The following is a 17,314-nucleotide window of genomic DNA, read 5'->3' as shown; positions in this document are numbered from 1 at the left end:
GCACGTTCATGCCCGCTCCGGCCACGTGCGACCGTACGTGATCGTGCGTATGTGCGCGGCACATACGGCTCGGATACCAGACAACGGTTTCGTCGGTATTTCGCCGCTTTTGATCAAGATCTCGGGACTGGACCAGCCACTACAGTGGGGCGCATGACCGTTAACCCCGCTCACACCGCCCCCTGGACCGCCCCGCACGCGAGCGGAGCCGTCGATGCGACGGTCCACGTGCCCGGGTCCAAGTCGGTCACCAATCGCGCCCTCGTCCTCGCCGCACTCGCCTCCGAACCCGGCTGGGTGCGCCGCCCCCTGCGCTCCCGCGACACCCTGCTGATGGCCGCCGCCCTGCGCGCGATGGGCGTCGGCATCGAGGAAGGGGTGGGGCCTGACGGCACCGGCGAGACCTGGCGGGTGATCCCCGCCGCGCTGCACGGCCCCGCCACGATCGACGTCGGCAACGCCGGCACCGTGATGCGCTTCCTGCCCCCGGTGGCCGCGCTCGCCGACGGCCCCGTCCGCTTCGACGGCGACCCTCGCTCCTACGAGCGGCCCCTGAACGGCGTGATCGACGCCCTGCGCGCCCTCGGTGCCCGTATCGACGACGACGGCCGCGGCGCGCTGCCGCTGACCGTGCACGGCGGCGGCGCGCTGGACGGCGGCCCGGTGTCGATCGACGCGTCCTCGTCGTCCCAGTTCGTGAGCGCTCTGCTGCTGTCCGCCCCGCGCTTCAACCAGGGCGTGGAGGTCCGCCACATCGGCTCGACGCTGCCCTCGCTGCCGCACATCCGTATGACCGTCGACATGCTGCGCGCCATCGGCGCCCAGGTGGACACCCCCGAGTCGGGTGGCGAGGCCGACGTCTGGCGGGTGACGCCGGGGGCCCTGCTCGGCCGAGACCTGACCGTCGAGCCGGACCTGTCCAACGCCCAGCCGTTCCTCGCGGCCGCCCTGGTCACCGGCGGCAAGGTCGTCATCCCCGACTGGCCGCTCCGCACGACCCAGCCCGGCGACCGGCTGCGCGAGATCTTCACCGAGATGGGCGGTTCCTGCGAACTGAACGAGCGTGGCCTGGAGTTCACCGGTTCGGGTGCCATCCACGGGATCGACGTGGACCTGAGCGAGGTCGGCGAGCTGACGCCCGGCATCGCAGCGGTCGCGGCCCTCGCGGACTCCCCGTCGACCCTGCGCGGCGTCGCCCATCTGCGGCTGCACGAGACGGACCGCCTCGCGGCGCTGACCAAGGAGATCAACGAGCTGGGCGGCGACGTCACCGAGACCGCCGACGGCCTGCAGATCCGCCCGCGCCCCCTGCACGGCGGGGTCTTCCACACCTACGACGACCACCGCATGGCCACCGCGGGCGCGATCATCGGCCTCGCGGTCGACGGCGTGCAGATCGAGAACGTGGCGACGACGGCGAAGACACTGCCCGACTTCCCCGACCTGTGGACCGGGATGCTCGGGAACTGACGGGCGGACTGGAATCATGCGCCGCTACGGCAAGCACACCGACGAGGACGACATCCGCACGCGCCCCAACCGCAAGGGCAACCGGCCGCGTACGAACATCCGGCCGAAGCACGAGGACGCGGCCGAGGGCATGGTCCTCACCGTCGACCGCGGCCGGCTGACCTGCCTCGTCGACGGCCGTACGGTCATGGCGATGAAGGCCCGTGAACTGGGCCGCAAGGCGGCGGTGGTCGGCGACCGTGTCGCACTCGTCGGCGACATGTCCGGCGCCAAGGACACCCTCGCCCGCATCGTCCGTATCGAGGAGCGCGGCTCCGTCCTGCGTCGCACCGCCGACGACGACGATCCGTACGAGCGCGTGGTCGTCGCCAACGCCGACCAGCTGGCCATCGTCACGGCCCTGGCCGACCCCGAGCCGCGCCCGCGCCTGATCGACCGCTGTCTGGTGGCGGCCTACGACGGCGGCCTCGACCCCCTGCTGGTGATGACCAAGTCGGACCTCGCCCCGCCCGACAAGCTCCTGGAGCTGTACGGCGCGCTGGACATACCGTACGTCGTCACCAGCCGCGAGGAGCTGGAGAGCGGCGATGCCGCGGAACGGGTGCGCGAGCATCTCGACGGCAAGATCACGGCGTTCGTCGGGCACTCCGGGGTCGGCAAGACGACGCTGGTCAACGCGCTGGTCCCGGAGGACAGGCGGCGCTCGACGGGCCATGTGAACGCGGTGACCGGCCGCGGCCGGCACACCACGACCTCGGCGCTGGCGCTGCCGCTGGAGGAAGCGCACGGCTGGGTCATCGACACGCCGGGCGTACGGTCCTTCGGCCTCGCGCACATCGACCCCTCCCGTGTGATCCACGCCTTCCCCGACCTGGAGCCCGGCACCGCGGGCTGCCCTCGGGCGTGCAGCCACGACGAACCCGACTGCGCCCTGGACGAATGGGTGGCGGAGGGGCACGCGGACCCGGCGCGCCTGTACTCCCTGCGCCGGCTGCTGGGCACGCGCGAGCGGCGGGAGGGGGACTGACCTCCGCGTTGTTTGCGCCCGCGGTGCGCCGGTAAATGCTTACTCGCACCGGGCCGGATCCGACCAGACGAAGCAGTCGACGTGGGGACGCGGGAGGACGAGACATGGCGTGGCTGCTGGTCATCGTGGCCGGGCTTCTGGAGACCGGTTTCGCCGTCTGTCTCAAGCTCTCGCACGGTTTCACCCGGCTGTGGCCCACGGTGGCGTTCTGCTGCTTCGCCCTCGGCAGCTTCGGCCTCCTCACCCTCTCCCTGAGGAAGCTGGACGTGGGCCCCGCGTACGCGGTGTGGACGGGCATCGGCGCGGCCGGGACGGCGATCTACGGCATGGTCTTCCTGGGCGATCTGGTCTCGATGCTGAAGATCGTCTCGATCACCTTGGTGATCGTGGGCGTGATAGGCCTGCAGCTGTCGGGCTCGGCCCACTGAGGAGCCACGCCCCACCTGAGGAACCACGGCCCACCTGAGGAACCACGCCCCACCTGCGGAGCCACGGCCGCCCCTTGGCCGACGGTCACCGCACCTGGCGCTGCAGAGCGGCCCGCACCAGTTCCCCCACCCTGCCCTCGCCCGGCGGAGCCACCACACACGACAGGGCCAGCCGAACGACCAGCTCACAGCCCCGCGCCCACTCCCCCGCATCCGCCTTCCCCATGCCGGGACCGGCCACCGCTGCGACGGCGCGGTCGCGGACCAGGCCCACGAAGTCCGCCGGGGACGGCAGCGGCCCGTCGGCTCTCCGCTGCGCCGGCACCGCGGAGGTGGACGGCACGGCCGAGAGCGTCGGGGAGGGCAGGTGATCACCCCAGCAGCCGGTGAGCATGGCGCGGACCAGCGCGTTGCCGCGGGCGGCCGACGCGGTCCACTCGGCGGTCACGGCCAGCCGTTCGCCGGCGTCCACGGGCGTGGCGAGCGCCCGCTCCACACCGGCGAGATAGCTGTCGGCCTCCCGGCGCACCAGGGCCCGGGCGAGCCCCTCCTTGCTGCCGAACTCGTTGTACAGCGTCTGGCGGGAGACACCGGCCGCGGCCGCCACGTCCACCATGCGCACGGCCGACCACGGGCGGCGCAGCAGCGCCGTGTAGGCAGCGTCCAGCAGGGATTCCCGCGCTGCAGGCATCATCGCCTCCCTCGGGGCCGGCGGCTCTGACGCACAGATTTGACGCGCACACCAGCACTGTCAAGGGTTCGCGGCGGCGCCGGGAGGTGTACTCCGGTCATCGCACGACGTGATCACACGCCGGCGGCGGGGCCCAAGACTCCCGCGGGCCGTGTGGCCGTTCGCCGGAAGGGGCAGATACGGTTCGGTCATGCCCGACTATCTCGATGACCTGCGGCTCGCCCATGTGCTCGCGGACGCCGCCGACGCGGCGACCACGGCCCGGTTCAAGGCCCTCGACCTCAAGGTCGAGACCAAACCGGACATGACACCGGTGAGCGAGGCCGACAAGGGGGCCGAGGAGCTGATCCGCGGGCAGCTGCAGCGCGCCCGGCCGCGTGACGCGATCCTCGGCGAGGAGTACGGCATCGAGGGGACGGGACCACGCCGGTGGGTCGTCGACCCGATCGACGGCACCAAGAACTACGTACGCGGCGTACCGGTGTGGGCCACCCTGATCTCCCTCATGGAGGCGGGCGAGGGCGGCTACCAGCCCGTCGTCGGAGTCGTCTCGGCCCCCGCACTGGGCCGCCGCTGGTGGGCCGCGAAGGGGCACGGCGCCTTCACCGGCCGCAGCCTGGCCTCGGCCTCCCGGCTGCAGGTCTCGCGCGTCTCGACGCTGTCCGACGCGTCCTTCGCGTACTCCTCCCTCTCCGGCTGGGAGGAGCAGGGCCGGCTCGGCGGGTTCCTGGACCTGACCCGCGCGGTGTGGCGCACCCGGGGCTACGGCGACTTCTGGCCCTACATGATGGTCGCCGAGGGCTCGGTCGACATCTGTGCCGAGCCCGAGCTGTCCCTGTGGGACATGGCGGCGAACGCGATCATCGTGACGGAGGCCGGCGGCTCCTTCACGGGTCTCGACGGCCGCCCGGGGCCGCACAGCGGCAACGCGGCCGCTTCCAACGGTCTCCTCCACGACACGCTGCTCGACTACCTGAACGACCGGCACTAGGTGTACTAGACCGTTTCGCAGAGGGACCGAGGGGCTCGCGGCCATCGCGCCACGGGCAATACACGGCAGAGACATAACCCGGGCAATACACGCCACATACATATACGTGCATCGCGTGCGCCCCCGAACTTACGTCGCACGCCCCCTTGTTGACCGGCCCTTTGCCTGAGACCCTGAAGGCCCCCGCACTTGTGAACTTGTGAAGCGGGGAACATGCGCCTCCGGCGGGCGGCATCCATTGGATCCGGAGGGCTGAGCCAGTGCATTCCCAGTGCATCTCAGGAGGTGGCTCCGCACCATGCTCGTCAGCGACGCCATGAGCACTGTCGTCCTCACCATCGGCCCCAACCACACCCTCCGCCAGGCAGCAGCACTGATGTCCGCCCGCCGCGTCGGCGCGGCCGTGGTGCTCGATCCGGACGCCGGCGGTATCGGCATCCTCACCGAGCGCGACGTCCTCAACTCGGTCGGCCTGGGCCAGAGCCCGGACACCGAGCGGGTCCATGCCCATACCACCACCGACGTGGTCTTCGCCGCACCCACCTGGACCCTCGAAGAGGCAGCCCGCGCGATGGCCCACGGCGGCTTCCGGCATCTGATCGTCCTCGACCGCGACGAACCGGTCGGCATCGTCTCGGTCCGCGACATCATCCGCTGCTGGGCGCCCACGCGGCGGCGCGTCCCGGCCGCGACCGGCTGACCCCGGACGCGCGAACGGGCCGGAGCCCCGATGGGGTTCCGGCCCGTCCCCTACGACAAGCGGTCCAACCCGGTCAGCCGCGCAGGGCCTGGACCGCGGCCTCCAGGCGCTTGCCGAAGTCTCCGTCGGCCTGACGGAAGTTGCTGATCGCGCGCTCGGCGATGTCGTCGCGCGAGACCTTGGCGATGAAGCCCGCCAGGTTGTCGATCAGACGGCCCTTCTCGTCCTCCGACATCAGGCGGTAGAGGTTTCCCGCCTGCACGAAGTCGTTGTCCTCGGCGTGGACCGGGGCCTCGTGATTGCCCGTGCCGCCGGAGAGCGGGACCGACTGCCACAGCGGCCTGCCCGCCTGGAAGGGTCCGCCGAAGCTGTTCGGCTCGTAGTTCTTCGCGCCCTTGTGACGGCCGTCGTACAGGAAGCCGTCGCGGGAGTTGGTACGCGCCTCGGTGGCGTGCGGGCGGTTCACCGGCAGGTGGTCGGCGTTGATGCCGACGCGGTAGCGGTGGGCGTCGCCGTACGCGAAGAGACGGCCCTGGAGCATCTTGTCCGGGGAGGGGCCGATGCCCGGCACGAAGTGCGCGGGGCTGAAGATCGACTGCTCGACCTCGGCGAAGATGTTCTCCGGGTTGCGGTTGAGCTCCAGCTTGCCGATCTCGATCGGCGGGTAGTCCTCGTGCGGCCACACCTTGGTGAGGTCGAACGGGTTGAAGCGGTAGGTCGCCGCCTCGGCCGCCGGCATGATCTGCACCTGGACGGTCCAGGACGGGAACTCGCCGCGCTCGATGGCCTCGCGCAGGTCACGCTGGTGGGAGTCCGGATCGAGACCGGAGACCTTCACGGCCTCCTCCGTCGTCAGGTTCTTGATGCCCTGGTCGGTCTTGAAGTGGTACTTGACCCAGAAGACCTCGCCGGCCTCGTTGTTCCACTGGTAGGTGTGCGATCCGTAGCCGTTCATGTGGCGGTACGACGCCGGGATGCCACGGTCACCGAACAGCCAGGTCACCTGGTGGGTGGACTCGGGCGACAGGCCCCAGAAGTCCCAGACGTTGTCCGTCTCCTGCGAGCCCGTGTACGGGTCGCGCTTCTGGGTGTGGATGAAGTCGGGGAACTTGATGGCGTCCTTGATGAAGAACACCGGGGTGTTGTTGCCGACGAGGTCGTAGTTGCCCTCTTCGGTGTAGAACTTCAGCGCGAACCCACGGGGGTCACGGACCGCGTCCGCGGAGCCGAGGTTGCCCGCCACCGTCGAGAAGCGCAGGAACGTCTCGGTCTGCTTGCCGACCTCGGAGAGGAACGCGGCGCGCGTGTACCGGGTGACATCGGCGGTGACCGTGAAGGTGCCGTAGGCACCCGCGCCACGGGCGTGCACGACACGCTCCGGAATGCGCTCACGGTTGAAGTGGGCCAGCTTCTCCAGGAGGAGCTGGTCCTGGACGAGGACCGGGCCGCCGACGCCCGCGGTCTCGCTGTTCTGGTTGTCGGCTACCGGAGCACCGGCCTCCGTCGTGAGCGGTCCCTGCGTCACGTGCGCCTCCTGCGTCAATTCCGACCAATCCTGTCCATTGGCCAAAGCCGATCTCGATCCTACAATGGACAATGTCTAAGTCAAGCAGTGCTCCAAAGTCACACACGTTCGGGACCTGGTTCCCCTTGCTGTTAGGCTGGTGTGTATGAGCGACCTGTTGGAACGGCTGCGCGGACGCGGATGGCGGATGACCGCGCAGCGGCGCGTTGTGGCCGAGGTCCTCGACGGTGAGCACGTCCATCTGACGGCCGACGAGGTGCATGCGAGGGCAGTCGCCAAGCTGCCGGAGATCTCCCGGGCGACGGTCTACAACACGCTGGGCGAGCTGGTCTCCCTCGGCGAGGTGCTGGAAGTCACCACGGACAAGCGCGCCAAGCGGTACGACCCAAACGCGCACCGGCCGCACCACCACCTGGTGTGCGCTCGCTGTGGCGCGATCCGCGACGTCCACCCCACGGGCAACCCGCTGGCCGACCTCCCGAGCTCGGAGCGCTTCGGCTTCATGGTCTCGGACGTCGAGGTGACGTACCGCGGGCTGTGCCCGAACTGCGCGACGATATAGCCACGGCGCCGCCCAGGCCCCGACACCACCACCGAGGTGCCGGGGCCTTTCGCTGCGTACGGTGCCTTCAGCGCCCGTGGCCTTCGTCCGCCAGGATCGCCCCGGGAAGCGGTGGGCCCATGGCCCGCGAACGCGTCAGGGCCGGAATCCCTGAGGATTCCGGCCCTGGGCCTTCAGTAGCGGGGACAGGATTTGAACCTGCGACCTCTGGGTTATGAGCCCAGCGAGCTACCGAGCTGCTCCACCCCGCGTCGGTGAACGCAACATTACGTCAACAGCTCGCACAGAAGCAAATCGCTTACGAACCGCCCCACACCCGTCCGGCGCGTATCAAGAAGCCGGGCCGGTTCCAGGTCACCGCGCGTGCCGTCAGGCCGACAGTTCCTGCCGCAACGCATCGCGCAGCCGAGCCGCCCGCTCGGCCACCGCGACCGGCCCGAGCGACACGGCGCGGTCGGCCCACCGCTGCCCCTCCGCCAGCTCCCCCTGACGCGCATAGACGAGGGCCAGCCTCAGGGCGGCCCGCCCATGCCCCGCGTCCGCCGCCCGCGTCCACCACAGCGCCGCCTCCGGCTCGCTCCCCTCCCGCGCCAGCAGCAGCCCCAGATTGAACGCCCCGTTCCGCGACCCGCCCTCGGCCGCCTCCCGGTACCACCGCGCCGCCTCCACGACATCGCCCCGTGCTGCGGCCAGCATCCCGACCCGCACCTGGGCCCGCCGATGCCCTTGCGACGCCGCCCGCTCGTACCACTCCTCGCACTCGCTCTTCTCCTGCGACGGCTCCCCGAGCTCATGCGCGGGCGCCGGCGGCCGGCGCGCGTCCAGCAGGGTCGCCAGCCGGTAGGCGCCCTCCGCGCTGCCACCCCCGGCGGCGCAGCGAAGATGCCGCTCGGCCGTCCGCTCGTCCCCCTGCCGCAGCCGTGCGATCCCGACCTGGAGCGCCGCCTCGCAGTGTCCGGCGGCCGCCGCCCGCTCGTACCAGCCCAGTGCCGCCTCGTCGTCGCCCCGCCCGGCGTACAGGATGCCAAGGTTGAACGCGGCGTCCACGCTCCCCGCCTCCGCGGCCTTGGAGAACCACGGTTCGGCACCGGCCGCGTCCCCGCCCTGCAGCAGCAGGATGGCGAGCGCGTTCGCGGCCTCGCGGTGGCCGGCGTACGCCGCCCGCCGGTACCACTGCTCGGCCTGCGCGGTCCGCCCCTGCTCGGCGCTGAGCAGCCCGAGGTTGTACGCGCCGTTGACATCACCGGCGTCCGTCGCCGCCCGGTACCACCGCTCGGCGGTCTGCGTCTCGCCCCGCTCGGCGTGCAGCGCGCCCAGGGCGTTCGCCGCGTTGCCGTCCCCCTCCTGCGCGGCGCGCAGCCACCAGACGGCGGCACTCTCGGTGTCGCCCGCGTCCCGCAGCAGGAAGCCGAGCGCACAGGCCGCCCGCGCCTCCCCGTCCTTGGCGCTCGTCAGGTACCAGCGCCCGGCCTCCTTGAGGTCGCCCCGCCGCTCCAGGATTGCCCCGAGGTGCAGCGCGGCCCGTCGGTGCCCCCGCGCGGCGGCCTGCCGGTACCACTGCTCGGCCTCCTCCAGCGCGGACGGCTCGACACCGTTGTCACCGTCGGCCTCCTGCTCGCGCAGGGCCTCGCGGTCGAGCGTCCGCGCCAGCCGGTAGGCGGCCTCACGGTGCCCGCGCTCGGCGGCGGCCCGCATCCACTGCTCGGCGCTCGGGTCACCACGGTGCTCCAGCAGATCGGCGAGCGCGTACGCGCCCAGAGTGTGCCCCTGCTCGGCGGACTGGCGCAGCCAGTACTCGGCGGCGGGCTCGTCGCCGCGCTCGCGGTGGTGCCGCCCGAGCGCGTGCGCGGCGGCGGCGGACCCGGCGACGGCGGCGACCCGCCACCAGCCGGCGGCCTCGTCGGCGTATCCGCGCTGGTGCAGGAGGACACCCAGGTTGTTGGCGGCCGCGCGGTCACCCGCGGCGGTGGCGGCACGCAACTGGGGCTCGGCTCCGTCGAGATCACCGCGGCGCAGCAGCATGGCCCCGAGAACGCTCATCGCCTCGACGTCACCGGCTTCGGCGGCGAGCCGCTGGCGCGCCTCCTCGGCGGCCTCCGCCGCTTCGCCCGTTTCATCCCGCTCCGCGGGCTGCACAATTCGCCCTGTCCCGAACAGAGTTGCCTTGTCCCCCATAACGTCCATCGTCGCACCACCTGCAACCTGGGTACACCTGGTATACCGCAGCCATTGAGGTCACTACAGCGTTTTGTCGACATGCCCACAGAGAGACAAGTCAAACACAGAACGGCCAACTCACCCCGCAAGGAGCCGCACTTCACGCGAGTCACCAGGTCACGCCGTACGCCTCGTCGTGTCGCGCACACGTCGAGGGCCCGGATCCATGATCAGGATCCGGGCCCTCGACTTCAGTAGCGGGGACAGGATTTGAACCTGCGACCTCTGGGTTATGAGCCCAGCGAGCTACCGAGCTGCTCCACCCCGCGCCGTTGTTCGGCAACCGTATCACGGCGCGGGAGGGCGTCCGGACTCAGCCGCCGCCCGAGCCACTCGGCGAACTGCTCGGTCTGCCGCTCGGCGAACTGCTGGGCGAAGCGCTGGGGCCGGCGGACGGACTGCTGCTCTTGCCGCCGCCGCTGCCACCGCCACCGCCACTGCCGGCCTTGGACTGCGCCTCCTCCGCGCGCTTCAGCGCGGCCTGAAGGGCCTTCTGCGCCTGGCCGTACGCCTGCCAGTCGAGCTTCTTGAGGGCTGCCTGGCTGTCGTCGAAGGCCTTCTGGGCGTCCTTCAGCGCCTGTTGAACCGTGGGATTGCCGGTCGCCGGAGGATTGCCGGTGCCGGTGTCCGGTGGCGGGGTGGTCGGACCCTCGACTCCGAACACCTTGTTGAGGGCCTGGTCGAGGGTGTCCTCGAAGGCGGTGTTGCCTCCGTAGGTCACCAACACCTTCCGCAGCAGCGGATACTTGAGTTCACCGCCGCGTACGTAGACCGGCTCCACGTAGAGCAGTCCTCCGTCGAGCGGAACCGTGAGCAGGTTGCCGTACTCGATCTCCGAGTCACCGCCCCTGATCAGCCGGACGAACTCGGCGATGTTCTGCTGGGAGTTGGAGTTGAACTGGCTCTGCACCTGCTTGGGCCCGCCGACGGTTCTGCTCGTCGGCAGTTTCAGGATTCTGATCTGGCCGTACCCGCTGGTGCCCGCCTCGGAGTCGACCGCCATGAAGGCGCTCAGATTGTCCCGGCCGTTCGGCGTGAACGTCGTCGTCAGGGAGAACGCCTGCGCCTGCTGGTCGGGCATCCTCATGCTCAGGTAGTACGGCGGCACCGCGTTGCCCGACTTGTTGGTCGGATCGTCCGGCACCTGCCACACCTCGCTGCCGCTGAGGAAGGTCTGGGCGTCCTTGACGTGGTAGCGGGTCAGCAGTTCGCGCTGGACCTTGAAGAGGTCCTGCGGGTAGCGCAGATGGGACATCAGCGCCGACGAGATGTCGGTCCTGGGCTTCACGGTGCCCGGGAAGGCCTTCATCCAGGTCTTCAGGACGGGATCCTCGGTGTCCCACTGGTAGAGCTTGACCTCGCCGGTGTACGCGTCGACGGTCGCCTTGACGGAGTTGCGGATGTAGTTGACCTGGTTCTGCTGGGCCACCACCGCGCGCTGGGTGTTGCCCGCGGTCAGCGAGTCGGCCGTCGTGTCGCCGAGAGTCGTACGGGAGGCGTACGGATAGCCGTTCGTCGTCGTGTAGGCGTCGACGATCCACTGGATACGGCCGTCGACGACCGCCGGATAGGCGTCGCCGTCGATGGTCAGCCAGGGCGCGACCGCCTCGACGCGCTCCTTCGGGGTGCGGTTGTACAGGATCCGCGAACCCTCGCCGATGGCGCCGGAGTAGAGGATCTGCGGCTCGCTGAACGCCGCCGCGTACGCGGCCCGGTTGATCGGATTGGAGAGGCTGACCCCGCTCTTGCCCTGGTAGCTGGTGGTCTTCTCACCGCTGTCGTCGGAGTAGTCGATCTCCTTCTGGGGACCGCCGACGATCGAGTAGGTGGTGGTCTTCTCGCCGTAGTAGACCCGCTGTTCGTACGTGCCCAGGTCACCCGTGGACGGCAGGTCGGACTCGGAGAAGACGGGCTGGCCGTTGGCGTCGGCGGTGGTGCCCTTGGCGGCGACCGCACCGAAGCCGTGGGTGTAGCGGAAGTGGTCGTTGATCCAGTTCTGCTTGGGGACGCCCGGGAGGTTCAGCTCGCGCAGACCGATGACCGTGTCCTGGGCCTTGCCGTCCTTGTTGTAACGGTCGACGTCCAGGTTGGTCGGGAACGCGTAGTAGTTCTTCATCTGCTGGAGCTGCTGGAACGTCGGGGAGACGATGTTCGGGTCCAGCAGGCGGATGCTCGCCGCGGCGGCCACGTCGTTGCGCAGCGTGGTCCTGTCCTTGGCGTCGCTCGTGCCCGCGTACTCGGTGACCTGGGCGTCGTTGATGCCGTACGCCTCACGGGTCGCCTTGATGTTCTTCTCGACGTACGGGGCTTCCTTGGCCTGCTCGTTCGGCTGGACCTGGAACTTCTGCACGATCGCCGGGTAGAGCCCGCCGATGAGGATCGCCGAGAGCACCATCAGGCCGAAGCCGATGACGGGCAGCTGCCAGGTACGCCGCCACAGGGTGGCGAAGAACAGCAGCGCGCAGATGACGGCGATGCAGAACAGGATCGTCTTCGCCGGCAGGTAGGCGTTCGCGTCGACGTACCTGAGGCCCGTCCAGTTGCCGGTCGCCCTGAAGTCGCTGGACTTGACCGCGAGTCCGTACCGGTCGAGCCAGTAGGCGACCGCCTTGAGGGCGACGAAGACGCCGAGCAGCACCGACAGGTGCCCGGTCGCGGCGGCCGTGGCACGCCCTCCGGGGGAGGTGATCCTGAGTCCGCCGTACAGGTAGTGCGTGAGCGCGGCGGCGATCAGCGACAGCACCGTGGCGGCGAAGCCGAATCCGAGCAGGAACCGGTACCAGGGCAGGTCGAAGGCGTAGAAGGCGACGTCCAGGTGGAACTGGGGGTCCACCTTGTGGAACGGCACGCCGTTCACCCACATCAGCCAGGTCCGCCACTGGCTGGACGCGGAGGCTCCCGCGATCAGGCCCACCAGCGCGGTGATCCCGAGAAGTAGCCACCTCTTGTACGGAGCGATCCCCATCCGGTAGCGGTCGAGGCTCTGCTGCTCCATGGACATGGCACTCAGCGGCGGACGCAGCCGGTGCGCGAGCCAGATGTTCAGACCGACCGCGGCCGCCATCAGCAGACCGAAGACGAAGAAGAGCCCGAGCTTGGTCCACAGCGTGGTGGTGAAGACGGACGAGTACCTCACCGACCGGTACCAGAGCCAGTCCGTCCAGAAGCCGGCGAACATGACGAACGCCATGCCGAGGACGGCGAGGACCCCAAGTGTCATGAGCAGGGTCCGGGCACGCCCGGACGGGCGGCCCACTCTGATCCGTGGCCCCGTCGGGCCTCCGCCGCGGTCCGGCATCTGGAAAGCCAAGGTGCGCACCTCGAAGTTCGCTGTTGATCCGACAGGCCCCCGTGAACGCGGCCCATGGATGAGGCTCCACGATCACGGAGCCCCACCTATGCAACTTACTGACGCTTTACTCGGTTCCCGGATCCGGGTGGGAACAAGGCAGGATTGTGACCATGTCCAACACTCCCATGGCAGCGAACCCGCTGACCCGGGCCGTGCTCGAGATCGACGAGTACGCCTCCGGCCTCGGCTGGGACCAGCCCGCTCGCCTCTTCGCCCTCGTCGACACCGCCCAGCTGCGGACCCAGGAACCCGCGCTCGCGGCCCAGCTCGGCCTGGAGGAGGAGCCCGGGAACGCCGGTCTCACTCCGATCGAGCAGGACGAGATCCCGGCCGACAGGCCACTGGACGAGTTCCTCGGCACCATCGCCTGGCCCGACGCGGTGGCCGGCTGCGCCCTCACGGTGGAGCGGCTGATGCTGCCGCCGTCCGCGGAGGCCCAGGTCCCGCAGGGGCTGAGCGAGCAGAAGCTGGCGAAGTGGGTGGCCGAGCACCCGGACCGCCAGGAGGTCCGGATGACGGTGGCGGTCCTGCGGGACGGCACGCGCGAATCGGCGCTGCGGCTGCGCGAGAAGGACTCCCCGACGGAGGTGCTGACGGGGCCGGACCTGGTGCCGGGTCTCGCTCAGGCGCTGTCGGCGACGTTCGAGGACTGAGTACGCGGACCGAGTACTCGCTCCACGTGGCTGGGGGGGCGTCCGGGATTCCCGGGCGCCCCCCAGCCGTGCCAAGGCGCTGTCCGTCAGCCCTTGGTGGTGCACCTGGGCAGGTCGGCGGTCTTGCCGGTTCGGATGTCCTTCAGGGCGTTCAGGGCGTCCTGGATGGTGTTGACCTTGACGAGCGTGAGGCCGCCGGGGGTGTCCTTGGTGGCGGCCGCGCAGTTGTCCTTGGGCGTCAGGAAGTACTGGGCGCCCTTGCTGCGTGCGCCCACGGTCTTCATCTCGATACCGCCGATCGGGCCGACGTTGCCGTTGTCGTCGATGGTGCCCGTGCCCGCCACGAACTTGCCGCCGGTGAGGTCGTCCGGGGTGAGCTTGTCGACGATGCCCAGGGCGAACATCAGACCGGCGCTGGGTCCCCCGACATCGGCGAGCTTGATGTCGATGGTGAAGGGGAACGTGTGATCGGTCCCGGCGGAGATCCCGACGATGGCCCGCTGCCGGCCGCTGTCGTGGGACTTCGCCGTGGTGATCGTCACGTCCTGGGTCTTGGTGGCCGTCCTGTGCGCCTTCACGGCGGCGGCCTGGTCCTTGGCGGGCACGGTCGTGAAGACGACGTTCTCGCCGGGCTTGTGCTTGGTGACCAGCTTGGCCACGTCGTCGGGCGCCTTCACGGCCGTCCCGTCGACGGCCTTGACGACGTCACCTGCGTGCAGCCGGCCCTCCGCCGGGGAGCCCTTGAGGACGGTGGCGACGATCACCCAGGACTTCACGGGGACGCCCAGCTCCTTCAGGGCGGCGACCTTGGCGCTCTCCTGGGACTGGCTGAACTCCTCGGCGTTCTCCTGGGTGGACTGCTGCTCGGTCTTGCCGCCCGGGTAGAGCGTGTCGTGCGGGACGACCTTGCTGTCATGTGCAAGCCACCCATAGATGGCCTCGACCAGGTTCATCCGGTAGTCGGCACTGGTGACCCGGACCGTGGTCATGTTCAGGTGGCCGGTCGTCGGATACGTCTTGCGCCCGGAGATCTGCAGCACCGGCTCGCCGTCGTGCTCGTCGAGGGTGTTCACGGTCGGGCCCGGGGACATCTCCGAGTACGGCACGTCGATGAACACTCCCGCGCACAGGAGCGCGATCAGCATCAGGGTGGAGGCGAGCATCGTCGCGGTGCGGCGTGGCATGGAACGACAGTACGGGACAGTCCTGTCAGCGCACCGGCGGGGCCGTCCGTACGGAGCGGACGGCCCCGGGTTCCGGGGGGCCTCAGCCGTGGGCCTCAGCCGCCCGTGTGGGACTTCTCCATGGCCTCGCGGAAGCGCGCGTACCCCGCGAGCTCGGAACCGTCGCCCGCGGTCTCGCGGTTGCGACTGGCCCAACCGCCCCACAGCCCCGCACCGATCGCAGCCAAAAGCGGAATCAGCAACCAGGCGAGCGCCGCCATGCCGACCTCCCAACCCCATGAGCGACCGCAACTGACTGATCAGCAGATTAGTCATCCGCCATGTCAACGCTCACGCCAGGGGTGCGGTTACGCAACCGGAGACCCGGTGAGAGCTCGGTGAACCCTGGGGGACACACCCCGCCCGGGTCGGCGGGCGCCCGCGGAGCGGGCAGTCGTCGGCACCCGTCAGCAGGCGCCGACCCACTCCTCCGTCCCGTCGGAGAACCTCTGGTGCTTCCAGATGGGGACTTCGTGCTTGAGGTCGTCGATCAGCTTGCGGCAGGCGTCGAAGGCCTCGCCCCGGTGGGGACACGCCACCGCCACCACGACCGCGAGGTCGCCGACGCGCAGATCCCCCACCCGGTGCACGGCCGCCAGCGCCCGCACGGGGTACTCCGCCACGACCTTCTCTGCGATCCGCCGCATCTCCGCCTCGGCACTGGGATGGCAGGAGTACCCCAGAGCGTCCACGTCGGCCCCGCCGTCGTGATTCCGCACGCTCCCGACGAACAGCGCGGTCCCTCCGGCCGCGTCGTCGCCCACGGCCCGCAAGACCTCGTCGACGGAGAGCGGGGTGTCACGGATCGCGAGCAGCCTGATGGGATCGTCCGCGCCCCGCTCACCGGGGTGGTCGCTGTTGGATGCCATGCCCTTATCGTGCCGTACACCGCGGACAACGAGGAATAGACGATTCGCCCGGCACGCGCGCGACCAGCTTTGGAGCGTCCTACAGAGGGGCCGCGACCGGAGGGACCGCGACGACGTCCGCCGAGCGCTCCGGGACGAGGCCCTTCGGGCCGACACATGGCCGACACAGGGACCCGGGGGCGCAGCCGTCGGCGGGAACCCGCGGCGCAGCCGCCGGGCGGGAACCCGACGCACCCCCACGCGCGCACCCCTCAGATCCGCCGCCGAGCCTTCCGCGCCCGCCGTACCACCGCCGCCGCGCCCAGCAGAGCCACCGTCGCACCGGCAGCCCCCGCCGCCGTCGCGTCCTTGCGCCCGAGCCGCCGCCCCACCACGGTGTGCCGCCCGGCGACCTCCTCCAGCAGCTCCGCGAGAACCTCCTCGTTGGTCCACCCCGGCCGCCACCCGGCGTCGTGCAGCCGGCTCCCGCTGACCACCCAGGGGTACATCGTGTACGCGAGGTCCCCGGCGGGCGAGGGCGTGAGGCCGATCCGGTGCAGCCGGGCCGCCGCGCCCAGAGCGACCGCGGAGGGCAGCTCCATGCGCCGGATCCCGCTGAGCTCCTCGACCTCCTCCTGCTCCAGCCACCCGTCGCACCCGACGGCCAGTTCCCCGTCCACCTTCTCCAGAACGGCGTACTCCAGGGCGCTGCACAGATCCTCGACATGGCAGAACTGCCAGGCCGGCCGCGACCCCGCCGCCACCAGCAGTCGTGGAGACTCGAAGTACCTGGTCAGCGCCGTGTCGGTGCCCCCGACGAGTACCGCGGGCCGTACGACGGTGACATTGAGCCCCGGATGCGCCCGCGGCGCCCGCCGCGCGAGCCGCTCGATCTCCAGCAGATCCCCGACCCCGGTCGCCTCCGCCGTCGCCCGCAGCTCGGCGTCCTCGGAGAGCGGCAGCTCGTTGTCGGGCAGCGCCCCGTACACCATCGAGGACGTGCACAGCACCACCCGGTGCACCCCGGCCGCCGCGGCGGCGGTCAGCACGGTCTGCGTACCCCGGACGTTGTACGCCGTACGCGCCGCCGCATCGGTCTCCAGGTCGAGGTCCAGGGCCAGGTGCACCACCACGTCCGCGCCCCGCAGCTTGTCCGCGATCGCCGGATCCCGCACGTCCAGGATGTGCCACTGCGCAGCCGCGCACTCCCCGCGCCGCTCGTCGATGGCCACGACCTGCTTGATCTCCTCCGACGCGGCGAGCCGCTCGGTGAGCAGCGCGCCGACGCCGGACGCGGCACCGGTGACCGCGACGACGGGCCCGCGGACGGCGGAGGACTCACCGGCGCGCGGCGCCGCCGCCCCGGGGCTGTGGTCGGGTGACGTGCGGGTTGAAGGGTTTCGCGCTCCGCGAACCTGCGGATCTGGGGAACTCACCGGGCGTCTCCAGCGGTTGTCTTCAGTACGAACGCGAAGCACGCGTGCGTACCAGGTGGCATCCATCCTGCCGCAGGCCCGGTGTCGGCGAAGCACCCAGGCCCGATCGGGTCCGGGTGTCTACGCTGGGTGGTGTTGTCGGGCAGCCAGCCGCCGGAAAGAACCGGTGGCCTTACCAGCCGAGGAATCCC

15 protein-coding genes and 2 tRNA genes are annotated in these 17,314 nt (G+C 70.4%); 7 read left to right on the top strand and 10 right to left on the bottom strand.

Features of this window, described 5'->3' with window-relative positions; all coding sequences use genetic code 11:
• The first annotated feature begins 153 nt into the window (after nt 1-153).
• The 3 genes from aroA (at nt 154) to ASC56_RS18090 (ending at nt 2,925) form a co-directional block, all read left to right on the top strand.
• Nucleotides 154-1,470 carry a 3-phosphoshikimate 1-carboxyvinyltransferase gene (gene aroA, locus ASC56_RS18100; RefSeq protein WP_055492465.1) on the top strand — a complete coding sequence of 439 codons (1,317 nt, stop codon included), beginning with the start codon at nt 154-156 and terminating at the stop codon, nt 1,468-1,470.
• Between the two features lie 16 nt (nt 1,471-1,486).
• On the top strand, nt 1,487-2,497 hold the full coding sequence (gene rsgA / locus ASC56_RS18095) for a ribosome small subunit-dependent GTPase A (protein WP_055492464.1): 1,011 nt from the start codon (nt 1,487-1,489) through the stop codon (nt 2,495-2,497).
• A 104-nt stretch (nt 2,498-2,601) separates the two neighbouring features.
• Entirely contained in the window at nt 2,602-2,925 is a 324-nt protein-coding gene (locus ASC56_RS18090; RefSeq protein WP_055492463.1) for a multidrug efflux SMR transporter, read from the top strand.
• Nucleotides 2,926-3,010: 85 nt separating this feature from the next.
• Here the strand turns inward: ASC56_RS18090 and ASC56_RS18085 are convergent, their stop codons facing one another.
• Nucleotides 3,011-3,619 (bottom strand): TetR/AcrR family transcriptional regulator, encoded by a 609-nt coding sequence (locus ASC56_RS18085; protein ID WP_234376989.1) that lies wholly within the window; start codon nt 3,617-3,619, stop codon nt 3,011-3,013.
• Between the two features lie 187 nt (nt 3,620-3,806).
• Here ASC56_RS18085 and hisN point away from each other — a divergent pair, with 187 nt between their 5' ends.
• Nucleotides 3,807-4,607 carry a histidinol-phosphatase gene (gene hisN, locus ASC56_RS18080; RefSeq protein ID WP_055492462.1) on the top strand — a complete coding sequence of 267 codons (801 nt, stop codon included), beginning with the start codon at nt 3,807-3,809 and terminating at the stop codon, nt 4,605-4,607.
• 298 nt (nt 4,608-4,905) lie between these two features.
• On the top strand, nt 4,906-5,307 hold the full coding sequence (locus ASC56_RS18075) for a cyclic nucleotide-binding/CBS domain-containing protein (RefSeq protein ID WP_055492461.1): 402 nt from the start codon (nt 4,906-4,908) through the stop codon (nt 5,305-5,307).
• Between the two features lie 73 nt (nt 5,308-5,380).
• Here the strand turns inward: ASC56_RS18075 and ASC56_RS18070 are convergent, their stop codons facing one another.
• Nucleotides 5,381-6,832, bottom strand: coding sequence for a catalase (locus ASC56_RS18070; RefSeq protein WP_055492572.1), 1,452 nt, complete (start codon nt 6,830-6,832; stop codon nt 5,381-5,383).
• A gap of 145 nt (nt 6,833-6,977) precedes the next feature.
• Between ASC56_RS18070 and ASC56_RS18065 the strand changes: the two genes are divergently transcribed.
• Nucleotides 6,978-7,394, top strand: coding sequence for a Fur family transcriptional regulator (locus ASC56_RS18065; RefSeq protein WP_055492460.1), 417 nt, complete (start codon nt 6,978-6,980; stop codon nt 7,392-7,394).
• 177 nt (nt 7,395-7,571) lie between these two features.
• On the opposite strand, the gene ASC56_RS18060 is transcribed toward ASC56_RS18065, so the two are convergent.
• From ASC56_RS18060 to ASC56_RS18045, 4 genes are all read right to left on the bottom strand, one after another.
• Nucleotides 7,572-7,645 (bottom strand) — tRNA-Met (locus ASC56_RS18060).
• A 118-nt stretch (nt 7,646-7,763) separates the two neighbouring features.
• Nucleotides 7,764-9,578, bottom strand: a complete 1,815-nt coding sequence (locus ASC56_RS18055) for a tetratricopeptide repeat protein (protein ID WP_055492459.1) — start codon at nt 9,576-9,578, stop codon at nt 7,764-7,766.
• Between the two features lie 228 nt (nt 9,579-9,806).
• Nucleotides 9,807-9,880: transfer RNA gene (locus ASC56_RS18050), tRNA-Met, on the bottom strand.
• A 44-nt stretch (nt 9,881-9,924) separates the two neighbouring features.
• Nucleotides 9,925-12,909 (bottom strand): UPF0182 family protein, encoded by a 2,985-nt coding sequence (locus tag ASC56_RS18045; RefSeq protein ID WP_055492458.1) that lies wholly within the window; start codon nt 12,907-12,909, stop codon nt 9,925-9,927.
• 164 nt (nt 12,910-13,073) lie between these two features.
• Here ASC56_RS18045 and ASC56_RS18040 point away from each other — a divergent pair, with 164 nt between their 5' ends.
• A complete protein-coding gene (locus tag ASC56_RS18040) occupies nt 13,074-13,616 on the top strand; it encodes a PPA1309 family protein (RefSeq protein WP_055492457.1) in 543 nt (180 codons plus the stop codon).
• Nucleotides 13,617-13,702: 86 nt separating this feature from the next.
• On the opposite strand, the gene ASC56_RS18035 is transcribed toward ASC56_RS18040, so the two are convergent.
• The 4 genes from ASC56_RS18035 to ASC56_RS18025 form a co-directional block, all read right to left on the bottom strand.
• Nucleotides 13,703-14,800 carry a PDZ domain-containing protein gene (locus ASC56_RS18035; protein ID WP_055492456.1) on the bottom strand — a complete coding sequence of 366 codons (1,098 nt, stop codon included), beginning with the start codon at nt 14,798-14,800 and terminating at the stop codon, nt 13,703-13,705.
• 95 nt (nt 14,801-14,895) lie between these two features.
• The gene (locus tag ASC56_RS41205; RefSeq protein ID WP_199836019.1) at nt 14,896-15,060 is read right to left on the bottom strand and encodes a hypothetical protein; all 165 of its coding nucleotides are present in this window, start codon (nt 15,058-15,060) and stop codon (nt 14,896-14,898) included.
• Between the two features lie 186 nt (nt 15,061-15,246).
• On the bottom strand, nt 15,247-15,708 hold the full coding sequence (locus ASC56_RS18030; RefSeq protein ID WP_055492455.1) for a molybdenum cofactor biosynthesis protein MoaE: 462 nt from the start codon (nt 15,706-15,708) through the stop codon (nt 15,247-15,249).
• A gap of 251 nt (nt 15,709-15,959) precedes the next feature.
• Entirely contained in the window at nt 15,960-17,123 is a 1,164-nt protein-coding gene (locus tag ASC56_RS18025; protein ID WP_055492454.1) for an SDR family oxidoreductase, read from the bottom strand.
• Nucleotides 17,124-17,314 lie beyond the last annotated feature (191 nt).

This window comes from Streptomyces sp. TP-A0356 (assembly GCF_001417775.1).
Taxonomy (GTDB): Bacteria; Actinomycetota; Actinomycetes; order Streptomycetales; family Streptomycetaceae; genus Streptomyces.
The sequence above is the reverse complement of the archived record's forward strand: the minus strand, read 5'-3'. Positions and strand labels throughout refer to the sequence as shown.